General features: G+C 39.6%; 19 protein-coding genes. 9 read left to right on the top strand and 10 right to left on the bottom strand.

What is annotated here, in order from left to right; translation table 11 throughout:
• On the top strand, positions 1-2,017 hold a 2,017-nt coding region (locus tag HMPREF0023_RS11675), incomplete at its 5' end, for an Ig domain-containing protein (RefSeq protein ID WP_008942196.1).
• A 79-nt stretch (positions 2,018-2,096) separates the two neighbouring features.
• Here HMPREF0023_RS11675 and HMPREF0023_RS11680 read toward each other — a convergent pair.
• Entirely contained in the window at positions 2,097-2,432 is a 336-nt protein-coding gene (locus HMPREF0023_RS11680) for a TIGR01244 family sulfur transferase (RefSeq protein WP_004637851.1), read from the bottom strand.
• A 123-nt stretch (positions 2,433-2,555) separates the two neighbouring features.
• On the opposite strand from HMPREF0023_RS11680, the gene HMPREF0023_RS11685 reads away from it, so the two are divergent.
• The 4 genes from HMPREF0023_RS11685 to HMPREF0023_RS11700 are packed head-to-tail and all read left to right on the top strand — an operon-like array spanning position 2,556 to position 4,842.
• Positions 2,556-3,452 (top strand): alpha/beta hydrolase, encoded by an 897-nt coding sequence (locus HMPREF0023_RS11685; protein ID WP_005092188.1) that lies wholly within the window; start codon positions 2,556-2,558, stop codon positions 3,450-3,452.
• Entirely contained in the window at positions 3,452-3,889 is a 438-nt protein-coding gene (gene trxC / locus HMPREF0023_RS11690) for a thioredoxin TrxC (RefSeq protein ID WP_005092191.1), read from the top strand. Before HMPREF0023_RS11685 ends, trxC begins: the two co-directional genes overlap by 1 nt.
• A 1-nt stretch (position 3,890) precedes the next feature.
• Complete coding sequence (locus tag HMPREF0023_RS11695) at positions 3,891-4,322, top strand: acyl-CoA thioesterase (protein ID WP_005092193.1); 432 nt, start codon at positions 3,891-3,893, stop codon at positions 4,320-4,322.
• Between the two features lie 40 nt (positions 4,323-4,362).
• Entirely contained in the window at positions 4,363-4,842 is a 480-nt protein-coding gene (locus tag HMPREF0023_RS11700; RefSeq protein ID WP_005092196.1) for a GAF domain-containing protein, read from the top strand.
• 54 nt (positions 4,843-4,896) lie between these two features.
• Here the strand turns inward: HMPREF0023_RS11700 and HMPREF0023_RS11705 are convergent, their stop codons facing one another.
• From HMPREF0023_RS11705 to HMPREF0023_RS11715, 3 genes are all read right to left on the bottom strand, one after another.
• Positions 4,897-5,391, bottom strand: a complete 495-nt coding sequence (locus tag HMPREF0023_RS11705; protein ID WP_005092199.1) for an ester cyclase — start codon at positions 5,389-5,391, stop codon at positions 4,897-4,899.
• A 74-nt stretch (positions 5,392-5,465) separates the two neighbouring features.
• Positions 5,466-5,960 carry a DUF4442 domain-containing protein gene (locus HMPREF0023_RS11710; RefSeq protein WP_004637858.1) on the bottom strand — a complete coding sequence of 165 codons (495 nt, stop codon included), beginning with the start codon at positions 5,958-5,960 and terminating at the stop codon, positions 5,466-5,468.
• Between the two features lie 14 nt (positions 5,961-5,974).
• Positions 5,975-6,463: a YajQ family cyclic di-GMP-binding protein gene (locus HMPREF0023_RS11715; protein WP_004637859.1), complete on the bottom strand. Its 489-nt coding sequence runs from the start codon at positions 6,461-6,463 to the stop codon at positions 5,975-5,977.
• Positions 6,464-6,553: 90 nt separating this feature from the next.
• On the opposite strand from HMPREF0023_RS11715, the gene HMPREF0023_RS11720 reads away from it, so the two are divergent.
• The gene (locus HMPREF0023_RS11720; protein WP_004637860.1) at positions 6,554-6,868 is read left to right on the top strand and encodes a rhodanese-like domain-containing protein; all 315 of its coding nucleotides are present in this window, start codon (positions 6,554-6,556) and stop codon (positions 6,866-6,868) included.
• 87 nt (positions 6,869-6,955) lie between these two features.
• Here HMPREF0023_RS11720 and mnmC read toward each other — a convergent pair whose 3' ends face one another.
• Genes mnmC through HMPREF0023_RS11740 form a run of 4 tightly spaced genes read right to left on the bottom strand, consistent with a single transcriptional unit; the run spans position 6,956 to position 10,234 of the window.
• Positions 6,956-8,863, bottom strand: coding sequence for an FAD-dependent 5-carboxymethylaminomethyl-2-thiouridine(34) oxidoreductase MnmC (mnmC, locus tag HMPREF0023_RS11725; RefSeq protein ID WP_008942197.1), 1,908 nt, complete (start codon positions 8,861-8,863; stop codon positions 6,956-6,958).
• 17 nt (positions 8,864-8,880) lie between these two features.
• Positions 8,881-9,294, bottom strand: coding sequence for a hypothetical protein (locus HMPREF0023_RS11730; RefSeq protein ID WP_004637862.1), 414 nt, complete (start codon positions 9,292-9,294; stop codon positions 8,881-8,883).
• 3 nt (positions 9,295-9,297) lie between these two features.
• Positions 9,298-9,600, bottom strand: coding sequence for a YciI family protein (locus HMPREF0023_RS11735; protein WP_004637863.1), 303 nt, complete (start codon positions 9,598-9,600; stop codon positions 9,298-9,300).
• Positions 9,601-9,622: 22 nt separating this feature from the next.
• The gene (locus HMPREF0023_RS11740; protein ID WP_004637864.1) at positions 9,623-10,234 is read right to left on the bottom strand and encodes an inner membrane-spanning protein YciB; all 612 of its coding nucleotides are present in this window, start codon (positions 10,232-10,234) and stop codon (positions 9,623-9,625) included.
• 45 nt (positions 10,235-10,279) lie between these two features.
• Here HMPREF0023_RS11740 and HMPREF0023_RS11745 point away from each other — a divergent pair, with 45 nt between their 5' ends.
• Entirely contained in the window at positions 10,280-11,155 is an 876-nt protein-coding gene (locus HMPREF0023_RS11745) for a PHP domain-containing protein (RefSeq protein ID WP_005092206.1), read from the top strand.
• Here HMPREF0023_RS11745 and HMPREF0023_RS11750 read toward each other — a convergent pair.
• Both HMPREF0023_RS11750 and radC read right to left on the bottom strand, forming a co-directional pair.
• Positions 11,150-12,061 carry a bestrophin family protein gene (locus HMPREF0023_RS11750; protein ID WP_004637866.1) on the bottom strand — a complete coding sequence of 304 codons (912 nt, stop codon included), beginning with the start codon at positions 12,059-12,061 and terminating at the stop codon, positions 11,150-11,152. The two genes, HMPREF0023_RS11745 and HMPREF0023_RS11750, sit on opposite strands and share 6 nt — an antisense overlap.
• Before the next feature lie 44 nt (positions 12,062-12,105).
• Entirely contained in the window at positions 12,106-12,840 is a 735-nt protein-coding gene (gene radC / locus HMPREF0023_RS11755) for a RadC family protein (RefSeq protein WP_005092208.1), read from the bottom strand.
• Positions 12,841-12,954: 114 nt separating this feature from the next.
• Between radC and coaBC the strand changes: the two genes are divergently transcribed.
• Both coaBC and HMPREF0023_RS11765 read left to right on the top strand, forming a co-directional pair.
• Positions 12,955-14,208 (top strand): bifunctional phosphopantothenoylcysteine decarboxylase/phosphopantothenate--cysteine ligase CoaBC, encoded by a 1,254-nt coding sequence (coaBC, locus tag HMPREF0023_RS11760; protein ID WP_005092210.1) that lies wholly within the window; start codon positions 12,955-12,957, stop codon positions 14,206-14,208.
• Positions 14,209-14,364: 156 nt separating this feature from the next.
• On the top strand, positions 14,365-14,742 hold the full coding sequence (locus tag HMPREF0023_RS11765; RefSeq protein WP_017396505.1) for a cytochrome b562: 378 nt from the start codon (positions 14,365-14,367) through the stop codon (positions 14,740-14,742).
• The last annotated feature ends 80 nt before the right edge of the window (positions 14,743-14,822 follow it).

A 14,822-nucleotide genomic window follows, 5' to 3' on the forward strand; every position in this document is an offset into this window, starting at 1 on the left:
CAAAAAACAACTTACACTCAAGTTGTCTGTTATCAGTATGGCTATTTTACTTGCAAGCTGTGGTGGTGGTGGTAGTAAGGGGTACTATAATAACCAAGGAGGTGATTCTTCTACTAATCCAACTAATCCTGGTACAGGTGAAGAGGTAAAAGCAGTTAATATTGGTGCACTTGAATTATTAGATCAGAATAATATTCCAACAGTAGCAATAACTAGTGAAGGTGTGATTGCAAAAGTAAAAGTAACAGATCAGTCAAATAATGGTATTTCAGGTGCTTTAGTCACTTTCTCCGCAACTGGAGGGGTGATACTAGGTAGTTCAAATGGTGCTGTTTTAACAAATGCAGATGGATATGCAATTATTTCAGTTCGTCCAGAAAATATTAATATAACAGGTGCTTATCAAATTTCAGCATCTGCTGATTACAATGGTCTTTCAGTAGCGACATCGCCTAAAAACTTTTCTTTACAAGCGACAAATATTATTTTAAGTGACTTACAAGTAGCAGAAAACAATCTTGAGGTTGGTGGTACAACAAATGTTACTTTGAAATCATTAAATGCTACAACACTTTCACCACAGAATAATGTAAGTGTAACTTTTGATGCAACTTGCGGTACATTTGAACCAGCTACAGTGGTTTCTTCTAATCAAGGAAACATTGTAACTTCTTATAAAGCAATTGCGGCCAATGGCGAACTTTGTGAAAGTTCACAAACAATTGGTGTTAGCGGTCAGAACATTCCTCGCTTAGAAATACCTGTACAGATTGCGCAAATTAAGCCTGATTCATTGGTTTATACAACAACTAGTCCTGTTAATCTTGGTATTAAGAGTAGTGGATCTGCTGCTTCTGGACAGATTGAATTTACACTTTATGCAAATGGTTCTCCTGCAAAAGATAAAGAGGTTGAACTTAAAATTATTGATGCCCCTATAGATTTAGAATTCGTATCATTAGGGAATCGCGCTTCTAAAATCGTAAAAAGTGATTCTTCTGGTAAGGTACGTGTGAATTTGTATCCAGGTAATACTCCTGGCCCTGTAGAGATTCAAGCAACTTTAGTATCTGATAAAAACGTTTTTGTTCGATCTAAAGATGTTTCTGTTTCAAGTGGGCGAGTTACTCAAAATGCACTAAGTTTGTCTGTAACAAAGCAAGCCTTACGAACGGATATCGATGGTGATGTTTCGACGATTGTAGCCCGTATGGCTGATCGTTTGGGTAATCCAGTACCAGATGGTACGGTAATTAGTTTTGTTTCAGAGGGTGGGCGAATTGAACCGAGTTGTGCTTCAGTTAAGGGGGAATGTTCGGTTAGATTAATTACTCAAAATCCTCGTCCTATAAACAATCGTGTTACTGTATTAGCCTATGTGGAAGGTGATAAGGATTATATTGACGTTAATGGTGATCAGCTATACACAGAAGGTGTTGATCAACTAACCCATAATATTGGTAGTATCTTCCGCGATGATAACGAAGATAATATACATAATGTGGGTGAGTTTATTTATACGAAAGCATCAGGTGCTTTAGCTTGTGCAGCTTCATCAATTTCGCAACCTAATGTTCCAAACACTTGTAATAATGGTTTGAGTGCTATTTTACGTCAGCAGCTTTTGTTTGCTTTCTCTCATGATACACCGACTTTTGTTTGGGGGAGTGGTATTGAACAAGATACTGGACGAATTTTATCTGGAAATGGAAGTTTTAAATTCCAAGTTTTTGGTAATACTCAGAAAACAGTACCGATGCCATCAGGAACTGGTGTCTCTGTTACTGTAAAAGATAACACTGAAAATAATAACTCATGTGAGGCAGAGATTATTAGTGGCTCGTTACCAGTACCGAGTACCATGCAATTATTTACACCAAATACATTTGGTAATGTTGGTAATGAGGTTGTTAGCTATACCGTTAGACTTCTTAAATGTGCGGCAGGAGATGATGTGAAATTAACAACAAATGTTCCTGGCGGTAAATCTCAAACTGTCTATTTAGAAATTAAATAGATATTAATTAAAAATTTAGACCAACTTACTAGCTAGTAAGTTGGTCTTTTTATTCGGATGGCTTAATTAATTTAAAATATTAATCATCCAACAAATCCATTTGTTTGGCGAGTTGATATAAATTGTTAGAGCGATTGCCAGTGCGGCAGAACATTAAGATTGGTTTTGGGAGTTCATTATAATGATTTGCGAATGCACGAACATCAAGTTCAGTAATCTGACCAGCAACGACAGGTTGATAAACATAATCTAATCCTGCATTACGCGCTGATTCTTCGATCTGAGCACTAGTTGGTTGTTCAGGGCCACCTTCCATATCAGGACGGTTGTTAATAATAGATTTAAAGCCTTTTTCAACAACTTGTTCTACGTGTTCTGGGCCAATTTGACCTGCAAAACCTACATTCTCTGACATCTTGTCACTCCAAAAACAAACAAAACATTTTATGCTCTATCATAGCATTAAGCTTGATCTTGAGTTTAAATGTCTATAACAAATAAGTGATGTTCAGTAAAAAGATAATGAAATGGAGCGCGCATGCACACCTATACCGTTGAGCCGTTGTATGTTCCGAGTGGTGATGAAACAATCGCAGCAGATTTTTATCTTCCGAAAGCTAACATTAAACCTGCGGTTATTATCATGGCTCATGGGTTTGCTGGGTTACGTCAATTTAAATTAGTTCAATATGCTCAGCGGTTTGCGAAAGCAGGATATGCGGTCATTTTATTTGATTATCGCTATTGGGGGGGGAGTACAGGAAAGCCCAGAGAGTTAGTTTCTTTAACGGCTCAGCTTGATGACTGGAAGACGATTGTTCAGTTTGCGTCAAATTGTAAATTGATTGATAACAGACGAATCATTCTTTGGGGAACTTCTTTAAGTGGTGGATATGTCCTGAGTTTGGCCACGGATCTAAAAAATATTCAAGCTGTCATGGTACAAGTGCCTTATGTTGATGGTGCTGAAACCGCTAAACTTTATCCACTCCAGCGTTATCCCGAAGCGTTAAAGCGTTCTAGCCAAGATTATATGGGATCAAAAATGGGGTTAGTACCAAAGACATTACCTGTTGTGGACCAATATAAATTATGTTTTCTACCAACCTCTGATAGTTATTATGGCTATCATTCCATTGTGAATCCTGATTATTATTGGAGTGGGGAAGTTCCTGCTCGTGTTTTTTTTAATTTAATGCGTTATCGTCCTATTCAGTATGTACGCAAGATAAATATTCCAGTTTTATTCATTGCAGCAAAACAAGATAGTTTGATTCCCATCGCATCTAGTCGTGAAGCCGCAACCAATATCGCCCCTTTTGTGAGCTATCATGAGTGGGAAATGAAGCATTTTGATATTTATCATGGTTCTTGGTTTGAAAAAGCGGTCACAACCCAATTAGAATTTTTACATCAACATATTGGAGTGATGTGATGATTATTGTCTGTGCATCCTGTGGTGCAAAAAATCGTGTTCCTGAAGAAAAGCTAGCTGTTCATCCAAATTGTGGCCAATGTCATCAAGCCTTATTACCTTTAACGCCGATCGAGTTAAACGAACAAAATTTTAGTCATTTTATTAGCAATAATGATCTCCCTGTTTTGATTGATCTATGGGCTGAATGGTGTGGTCCTTGTAAAATGATGGCACCGCATTTTGCTCAGGTTGCTAAGCAAAATCCTTATGTCATTTTTGCAAAAATTGATACTGAGGCAAATCCTCGTTTGAGTGCTGCATTTAATGTTCGTAGTATTCCAACACTGGTTTTAATGAATAAAACGACAGAGTTGGCAAGAGTTAGTGGTGCTTTACGGGCGCCAGAGTTACAACAATGGTTAGACCAGCAATTACAACAACATCAAGGACATTAACATGACGGAGCGCCTAAACCAGCCTGAAGGAATTCTATCGTTACAGACAATTGCAATGCCAGCTGATACCAACTGGAGCGGGGATGTGTTTGGTGGTTGGATTGTTTCACAGATGGATTTAGCCGGTGCCATTCACGTTGAGCGGTTGAGTAAAGGGCGTTGTGCAACCATTGCAATTAATCAGATGAGTTTTCTTGTTCCCGTGAAGGTTGGGAATGTTATTAGTTGTTATACCAAAATTTTGAAAGTGGGTAACACCTCAGTACAAGTCCAAATTGAAGTATGGAATAGCCATGATGACTCTCGTGAACCTGTTCGTATTACGGAAGGTGTGTTTACTTTTGTGGCAGTTGACATAAATGGTAATAAGCGTGTGATCGCCGAGGAGATTAAACAGGCTTTTGCAGCAGTCGATAAAGCTAAGGTTTTGTGATTAGTAATGCGCTAAAAATATTTTATTTGGAATAAAGAGAATGGCTGAAGAATTAGTTTTACAGCAAGGTGATAAGGCAGAGCAATATCAAAGTATTATTCCGCAAATTCAGGCAATTGTTGAGGGTGAGTCTGATGTGATCGCCAATCTTGCGAATATTTGTGCAGCGTTAAAACAACAATTTGATTGGCTGTGGATTGGCTTTTATCTTGTTAAACAAAATGAATTAGTATTGGGACCATTTCAAGGGCCGATCGCATGTACTCGTATAGCCAAAGGCCGTGGCGTGTGTGGCACTGCGTGGGAACAGCAGCAAGTAATGATTGTGCCTGATGTAGATCAGTTTCCAGGACACATTGCATGTAGCTCTGCTTCAAGATCAGAAATCGTGTTACCGATAATGAAGAATGGTGAATGTATTGGCGTTCTGGATATTGATAGTGAAGAGCTGAATCAATTTGATGAGATGGATGCTGAATATTTGCAGCAGTTAATGCTTATGATTGAAAAAATTGTGTAAGCGATTAAAAATAAGGCCAAAACTAGTTTTGGTCTTATTTTATTAGCACAAGGTCTAGAACATGGTATTTGAGTTCTTACTTTTTTCTGGAATATTTTGTATCACATCCCAATGCTCTACAATTTTTCCATTTTCCACACGGAATATATCAATAATCGCTCTGCCTCGATCACTATCATTTTCAGTAGAATGCACGTGAAGAACGACTAAATCTCCTTCAGCAATTACTTTCTTGATGACATTTTTTGCCTGAGGATTATTGCTAAATTTTTGCGTAAAGAAGTTTACAAAAGGCATTTTACCATCAGGTACATTAGGATTATGTTGGATATATTGATCACCAATATAACGATCTGCGTATGCTTTAACTTGATGTTTTAGAAAAATACCTTCATAGAAATCAACCACAATTTTCTTATTTTGTTCTGAGAGATTAACAGTATTTGTTAGCTCGGATGAACGGATCTGCGGGGTGTTTGAAAGAACTGAAGTACAGGCGCTAATAACTGTCAGGGAAAGTATAAGTGGAAGAAAATAAATTTTTTTCATAATAAGAAGCCCAAGAAATACAAGTGTATTTATCTTGGGCTGAAAACTAATCTCAAAGAAGTTTAGATCAGTTACTATTTTTTACGTTTTGGTAGCCATGCCCAAAGCATTTGGCATTGGATGGGCTCATTGCCAGAATCATCAATAACGGTCACAGGAATCAATAACTCGCCTTTTTCATTATCAGCGATAAACTTTTGTTGATCGGCTGATAATGTTGCTGTTGCAGTCAAACCACCTTGTGCCACTTTCAAATAATCTACATGTAACGATTTAATCAATAAAATACGATTATCGGGTACATGTAAGCCTGTTAAGAAGCCCGTTGCTGTTTCAGCTAATAATGCCATTGCCGCAGCATGAACGCCTTTAATATGATTTTGCATATTACGTTGGTTTTCGATACGAACTGCGACATGGTCTTTATCCACTTCTAAATAGCGAATATTTGCAGTTCCAACCATTGGAACAACACGACCAAAGGCTTTACTCCATAGTGTGCTACGGATGCTTTTCGGAAATTTAGAAGTGGTTTTAACCAGCGTATAAAGGCGGTTATCTTTTGCCATAGCGAACCTATTGCTTAGTCTTTGAAATTATTAAATTGCAGTGGTAGACCAAATTGTTGTTCACGTAAAAAGTTCATCACCTGCTGTAAAGTATCGCGCTTTTTGTCCGTGACACGGATTTTGTCTCCTTGGATAGAAGATTGCGCTTTGATGCCACTTTCTTTAATGGCTTTATTAATTTTTTTTGCAGTATCTGAGTCAAGTCCATCCTTAAGCTTGATCACTTGAACAACATGTTTGCCCGAAGCCGTTGCTTTTTGAGGATCTAAAGCTTGTACATCCACTTTACGCTTGTAGAAGTGATTTTCGAGCATGGTATAAACTTGCTCGCATTGGAAGTCACTTTCAGTTGAGATTTTAATTTCTTTATTTTTCTCATTTAACTCAATCGAAACGTCTTGTCCGCGAAAGTCAAAACGAGTACCAATCTCTTTTTGGGTGTTTTGCACAGCATGATTGACTTCAAATAACTCTAATTCAGAAACAATATCAAAAGAAGGCATGGTTAGACCTTTACAAAGGGAAAGAATATCTGAGATGCTAAGGGGGTTTTCTTCATTTGCCAAGTGTTGTTTACATCAAAGGAGTGCACAATGATCCGTAAACAAGAAATTACAACATTTGAGTTCCCAGAAGGCGCTGTCATTTGGGATGTCCGAGATACCAAAGCGTATGCAGAGGCTCATGTTAAAGGGGCGATGAATCGTCCAATTGCTGAGTTAAATGCGGATAGTTTGACTCAAGTTGCAGCGGATCAGCCGATTTATATTCTATGTGGTGGTGGTAGTAAAGCACCACGTGCGGCAGAGTTGTTAGACGGGATTGATAGTTCTCGTGAATATGTGGTTCTCATGGGCGGAACACGTGCAGCACGTGATGCCGGCTTGCCTTTGGAGCAAGGTGCTTAAAAGAACCCTAAAATTTGCCAAGATACATTATGTATTTTGGCAAATTTAAAAAATAGATTTAAGTCATCGTTATAAATAAATAATAATTTAACCTGAATAATACGGTTTTTTTACTTTAGCTTTCTTTTGAAAGCGTTGAGGATCGAGTTTACTCAATAAGCTTTGTGGTACAGGACAAAGTTCACCTAATACCAATGCCACCAAGATCTCACTGCATAATGGTGCAAATAAAAAACCTTTAGAACCTAAACCCGCAAACGTATAAATAGGTGGATCGTTTTGTATCTTGCCTACCAACGGAAAGTAATCCAAAGTTTGTGCACGAACTGATGCTCGACCTTGCCAAGTATCTGTAGCGGAAAGTTGCTCTGCATATGTTGGAAAGATACTGTGGATAAGTTGGTAGTTATGCACATGATCTTCAAGCAAAACTTCAGTGTCATCACGATTCGGATAAAAGGATGCACCTAAGATCAATTGTGATGAATCCAATTGCATGCAATAGCCACCATAGCTATAGGCTTGTTCAAGAGATAATGCTTGATTGGTATTTTCAACCCAGCTCACTTGCCCACGAATCGGTTTTAAAACAGGATAATGGTCAAACAATGCTGCACTTTGCTTTGCGCAACAGACAATGACCTGATCGGCAGTGGCGAGGTGGTGTTGATCTTGCCATAGCTCAGTTTGCGTTCCTATGCTATTTAAGCGTGAAACTTTGGCTTTTTTCACAGCAATGTTGGGATGTTGTAAGATTTCATCACGGAGCTGATGTGGTACCACGACACCTGCTTGTTGTAACGTCAAACTCGGAAATTCTGTTTGAGGCCTAATTTCATCCGATGTATGAGTCGTTAATACTTGATCAGGATATTGTTCGGCTAGTTGCAACAGTTCATCTGGATTCTTTAAGGCCATTTGCTCAACTTGAATGGCTCTAAAAGCTTTGAAACGTGCATAAAAATTCAATGCATGCTGCCAGCTTAAGGTCATCAAATGTTCATGTGCCTGTTCGATTGGACATAATTTGGGGTTGAGTAAGGCAAGAGGATTACCTGATGCGCCTGAGAGTGGCTCATTTTGCTCGTAGATCGTGATTTGATGACCACGCTGGGCAAATGCCCATGCTGTGCTTAAACCCGCAATTCCTGCGCCGATAATTGCGATTTTCTGTTGCTTGGTGAACTGGGGTATTTGCTCATTTTGAGCACGAATGACTGTTTTTATTGAATCGATCGAATGCGTTTCCGAGGATGCTTGATCGAGCCAAATCGCTTTGAGCATTTCTCTTTTATGACCAAAACCACGTGGACGACTGATTTGAATACCATGTTGTTTCAATCCTCGTTTGAGTACACCAGCTACACTAAAGGACGCAAAGGTCGTTCCAAAATCAGATAAACGTATGATATTATTCAGCACATTTTCTTGCCACATGTCTGGGTTACAAGAAGGTGCAAAACCATCGAGAAACCATGCATTAACAGTTTGTGTTTTAGGGATATTTGGGAAAATATCTTGTGCGTCACCTAACCACAAATCGATGCTAAATCTTTCCTCTGGAAAACTAAGACGATGACATCCTGCAATAGGCAGGGGATATTGTGCAATGAGTTTTTGTGCTAGAGGCGCTAACTCTGGCCAAGCATTCAGCGCTCGGATCAAATCAGTTCGGCAAAGCGGAAATTTTTCTACACTAATGACATGTAAATGGCTGTGGTTATTTGGACGAATCTGTTGCCAGAGTTGCCACAAGGTTAAAATATTTAAACCTGTACCAAAACCCGTTTCACCCACACAGAAATATTGATAGTCGTTGAGTTGTGATAGGCGCTCGTTTAAATCATTGCCATTTAAAAATACATGGCGAGTTTCGAGTAAACCATTATCTTTGGAAAAGTAGACATCGCCAAACTGTTTAGAAATGGGAAGGTCAATACCATCGACCATTTCCCAATCCAATTCAGCGGTTTGTATTTTTGATGAGTGAGACATAAATTACAGTATTGTGTTTACCATTGACGGCGACGTTTGGTGTAAACATAGCTAGCAATAAAGAAGCCGAGAATGACACCTACCGCGATCGTCATAGCACCATATAAGAACATCTGAGCACTACGTTCGCTTTGTAGCACTTGGACTTGCACTGTTAAATTATCATTTTTTAACTGCAATTCCTGATTTTGTGCAAGGGCTTCAAGATTGGCGTGTTCAAGTTGCTTTAAGCGATTGGCTTGATCTTGAACCAGTGCTTTTACTTTTGCTTCTTGCTGTTGTTTCGCTTTGGCAATTTGTTCTGCTGTGAGTGGTTTCGCAGTACTTTGTGTGGTAGGAGCGGTTGTAACTGCTGGTGTAGTTTCTACAGCCCAAATTGTAGTATTAAAGAGTAAACCTAGAGCGAATAAGCTTGGTAGTGCAATACGCATGATTTACCCTTTTGGAAAAGCTTTATTAAAAGGTTTTACGTCAATACTTGCGTAAATTCCTTCTTTTAAAAATGGTTCTTCTTCAATCCACACATCCAATGCTTCACGGCTATCAAATTCAACAATAATCGTGCTGCCCAGAAAACCAGCCTGTGGATTATTGGGATCGATTGGGTGAGCACCAGCAGCAATCAAACGTCCTTCATCATCTAGTTTTTGTAGGCGTTCTATATGTTGTGGGCGTGTTGCTAAACGTTTTTCTAAAGTACCTTCACGATCAGTACAGCTGAGTACGAAATAGGGCATAGCATTGGCTCAATAACGGAAATTAGGTGGTGGTTTTAAAATGCTTTCTCAAGCAAAATAGTATAACAGCAAGGTAACTGAGAGAAACGATAATATCGCCAAAAGCAGTGAATTCGCCCCAGTATTTTCCATCTAAAAATAAAAAGCCGAAGAAATAATGCAAACTTGCGAGTAAGAAGAATTGACCACACCATGCCCAGTTAAGATTCATCCAGCCTTTTTTACTGAGCTCCAAGACTGAGCCAAGCATTTTCTGGATAATGGGCATGCGTTCTTTGTTGAATAATGGGGTAATCAAAAAGCCGAGACCAATTCCGACATTGATAATGACCGCTTTTAATTTGATATAGGTTACATCACTGAATGCTAAGGTAATACCACCAAAAATGACGGACATGACCACAATAAACCACTGCATTTTTTCCAATTTAAATTTTTGGAATAAAAATAAGCAGCCATACACTACCAATGTGGAAATAAGTAAGGCACAGGTTGCGACAAGAATGTGGTTTTGATCGGTATTGCCAGTACTGCCAACCAATTCCAACAATGGATGCTGACTATCTTTAGGGTCAGTGGTTTTATAAAAATAGAAGAAGATAATCAGAGGGAGATAGTCGAGCAACGCTTTCATGTTACAGTACAGTGATGAAATAGGTCAGATAGCATAATACAAACCATGTTCGGTGTCGATTTACATACACATACGCTCATTTCCGATGGAACCTACTCTCCTGAGCAATTGGTACAAGCCGCTGTGGATTTAAAAATTCATACTTTAGCGCTGACTGACCATGACACGATGGATGGTTTAACGCGGGCGCAGCGTTATCTTGATGAGCATGCTCAAGATTATGATATTCGGCTGATTTCAGGTGTAGAAGTCTCAAGCCAATGGTCTAGACCAAATACCAAAAAGAGTTATGGGGTGCATATTGTCGCTTTGAATATGCAGGATGAAACTCCGATCAGGGAACTGCTGGAACAGCAGAAGAAAGTGCGTGCCGAACGTGCAAAAGTCATTTGTGATTTATTGGAAAAATGTATTGGTTTTGATATTTATCCTGAGGTGATCGCCAAAGTTGATGGACATGCGGATCGCGTGACACGAACACATATTGCCAAAACCTTGGTCGAAAAGAATATCGTGAGCCGCCCTCAACAAGCATTTGATCGCTTTCTCAAAGAAGGCAAAAAAGCATTTGTTAAGTTTGATGGCGTTGGATTAAAAGAAACCATCGACGTGATTCATGCCAGTCAGGGCTTTGCTGTGTTAGCGCACCCAACACGTTATGATCTTTCTGCGACCAATATTCGCTATCTGATTGAGTTATTTGCTGCAAGCGGTGGTGATGCCGTTGAGTTGCCACCAAGTATAGAACCAGCTTCGACTCGACAAATGGTGGATCGAATGATTCAGCAATGTGATTTAGCGGTATCGATTGGCAGTGATTTTCATGGCGACAATATGCCTTGGATTAAATTAGGACAAACACCTCGAGTTAAAGAAGGGCAACGAGGGGTTTGGGAGCAATTTAAATATCCAACATCATAATAAATTATGATCATGTGCCTGAATCGGCGGTGGAGTCGGACGACCTAAAGTACCCAGTAGCTCGATTTCAATGTTACGTACCATTGCATCTAATGGTAAGTCATTGCTTTGTGTACCAAAGGGTTCTTCGATTTCTGTACTTAATGCATCCAAACCGAGAAAAGTATAAGCCAAGATTCCCACTAAAAGAGGTGTGACTAAGCCTAATAACGAGCCTAAGCTAAACGGCAACATGACACAGAAAAAATACACCGTGCGATTCAGTAAAACAGAATACGCAAATGGAATCGGGGTATTCGCAATACGATCACAGCCTGTCTGCATTTCACTTAATGCTGCTACATGTTGATTCATTTGAGTATAAATAATATCTGTGATTTCGCCTTCTTTGAGTGCTTGTAAAAGCTCCCATTGGATTAAGCTAAGTGTGTACTGTGGCGCATTTTGTTGTTGATAGAGTTGAGTCAGCGCTTGCGGACTTAAACCACTTGTTTCAGTCAGCTCTGTAGGATTGGCAGTTTGATGACGTAAACGGTCACGTAAAACGTTGGCAAACACAATCACATTTTGGATTACACGTTCACGACGTGCTTGGGTTAGAACACGACAATCACGATCAAAATGTCGAGCTGTGGCAATTAATACACCCCACAGTTTACGTGCTTCCCACCAACGTTCATAACAAGCACTGTTCTTGAAACCAAGGAAAATCGAGAGTACAACGCCGATCAGGGTGAAGCCAACTAATGGAATTTCAGGAAAGCGGTATAAATTGACATACTCAATACCACCGATGATGGCTGAGACCAGCATAACAAAACCGAGTGAGGGTAAAATTTTGGGTAAAATTGTCCCACGCCATGAGAACAAAACTCTAAAAATACTTGGCTGGTCACGAACAATCATGTTATTTGGATCATTAATTTTATCAGTTGATATTCTCGTTTGCTTTAACCTTTGTCAAGACCAGATTGCTTGATTTTAGTAGGGTTGAGTAGTTGTTGCTCAGAAAAAGAAAAATAGCTTTCAGGCGAAATAATAAAGTGATCGATTAGATGGATTTCAAGTAATTTACAAGCTTGTTTGAGCTGTTGTGTAAGGTAAAGATCTTCAGTTGAAGGGTGAGCAATTCCATAGGGATGATTATGCGCAACCACGATTTGGCAGGCTTGTTGTTGTAATACATAACGTAGTGTTTGATTCAATGAAACACTACACGAATGATGCGAACCAAAAAACAATTTCTTGAAATGTAACTTCCTTAACTCAGCATCTAAACACAGTACCGCAAAGACTTCTTGTTTTTCACCCATTAATTCATAGCGTAAATAGTCGAGTACTAGACTAGAGGTATCCAAACAAAGTCGTTGTTGTTGAAAATGATTATTTAAATAGCGCCGTCCAAGTTCTTTTACTGCCATGAGCTGTGCATATTTAGTGGAGGCGATGCCATTGAATTGGGATAAATCTTCAAGTGAAGCATCAAAAATAGGATTAAGCCCACCAAAGTGTTGAATGAGGATGCGCGCTAGTTCAACTGCGGAATGTTGTTTAGAACCTGAGCGTAAAAAAATCGCAAGAAGTTCTGCATCGGATAAACTTTGAGCCCCTTGAAGTAATAAACGTTCTCTTGGTCGTTCTTGTTCAGGCCATGCTTTGATGGACTGCTTAATAGATTGATTCATTATTAAATTCACTTTGATTTTATTGTGTTTATGACTTTTTAAAAACCCATCACTTGGGTCTGATCGTATTTAATGCTATTGTGAGCGCCACTGCAACAGCAAGGTATCCTGTTTGTGAGCTTCGATCTTAGTGTTATTCCTCATAAAAACATTATATTGGCGGTTACTGGCGGCATTGCTGCCTATAAAAGTGCCATTTTGGTACGTCGTTTAAAAGACTTTGGTTTTGATGTCCGTGTGGTCATGACACATGGCGCACAAGCTTTTATTACGCCATTAACCTTTCAGGCACTTTCGGGTAATCCTGTACATACGGAGCTACTTGATCCAGAAGCTGAAGCAGGTATGGGGCATATTGAATTGGCGCGTTGGGCAGATTTAGTGTTAGTCGCACCTGCAAGTTGTGACACGATCGCAAAATTTGCAAATGGTTTAGCTGATGATTTGCTCAGCACATTATATTTAGCAACTAAAGCACCTGTTTGGGTGGCACCAGCAATGAACCAGCAGATGTGGGCGGCAAAAGCGACTCAGCGTAATTTGCAAACTTTGGTTGAAGATAGCGTGCATGTCATTATGCCTGATGCAGGTGAGCAAGCTTGCGGTGATGTAGGTTTAGGGCGTATGCCTGAACCAGAGGACTTGGCAAGACAAGTCGCTGCTTACTTCCATAAAGCACAACGTGCGATTGCGGAAAAGTTTGGTTTACTGGCAGGAAAACGTGTCACCATTACTGCGGGACCAACGCGTGAAGCGATTGATCCTGTACGTTATATTTCAAATCATAGTACGGGTAAAATGGGCTTTGCTTTGGCAGCTGCATGCTATGCTGCGGGTGCAAAAGTAACGTTGGTGGCGGGGCCAGTCAGTTTAGATACCCCCAATGGTGTAGAGCGAATTAACGTAAAATCCGCAATGCAAATGTTAGATGCCAGTATGAATCAGCTTGAAGAAGGCTGCGATATCTTTATTGCGACTGCGGCAGTTGCGGATTATCGTGTGGCTGAAGTAGCTGAGCATAAAATCAAAAAAGCGGGTGATGAGCTGGCAGTATCGTTGGTGAAAAATCCGGATATTGTTGCGACGATTGCACAGCAACAACAGCGTCCCTTCATGGTGGGCTTTGCTGCGGAAACACGTAATGTGGAAGAATATGCAGCAGGGAAGTTGGTTGCTAAAAAGCTCGATATGATTGCATGTAACGATGTTTCTCGCCCTGATATTGGTTTTGCTTCTGATGAAAATGCGATGACCGTATTCTTTGCGCAATCCTATCATCTAGAGAAACGTGAGTTAGAGAAAGCGTCTAAGCAAGAAATATCACAACAATTGGTTGAAGCTATCCATGATGCGTTACTGCAAAAATAGAGTAACTTGACTTTGCCGTTTTATCAAAATGCAACGAAATCGTTGCATTTTTTATGTATGCTAAAACGGCATAGACATTTGAGCTTGTTGAGCTTAGGTGGTCGATGGATCTGCGTAAAACCGAGAATAGCCACAGTTTTTATTAGGGATATCCTGATGATGAAAAGAACTTTAGCCACAATCATTTTAGTATCATCTTTTTCATTGAGCAGTGCTGTTATGGCTGCGAGTCTTGCTGATGATATGAAAACGCTTGGCAAAAATTATAAAGTGTTTAATCAAGCTAAAAATCCACAAGATGCAACGGCCGCATTAAACAAGATGCGCGGTGCCGCTGTAAATTCAAAACAGTTTAAGTTGGCTGCGCATTCTTCTGAAAAAGTGCCAAGCTCAACGGATTTATTTGAACAAATTATTGTCGAAATTGATAAAGCGAAAGTGCTTGTTCAGGCTGGTAAGCTAGATGAAGCAAAGCAACAAGGAAAAAAAATTGCTGCGTTACGTGACCAAGGACATAAGTATTATTCGCATTAATAGATCAGTGGCAGGAATAATAGGATAAGGCTGTACTTAAAAAAGTGCAGCTTTTTTTATTGGAATTCAGCTGGTTAGTA

Source organism: Acinetobacter sp. ATCC 27244, from assembly GCF_000156555.1.
GTDB lineage: Bacteria > Pseudomonadota > Gammaproteobacteria > Pseudomonadales > Moraxellaceae > Acinetobacter > Acinetobacter haemolyticus.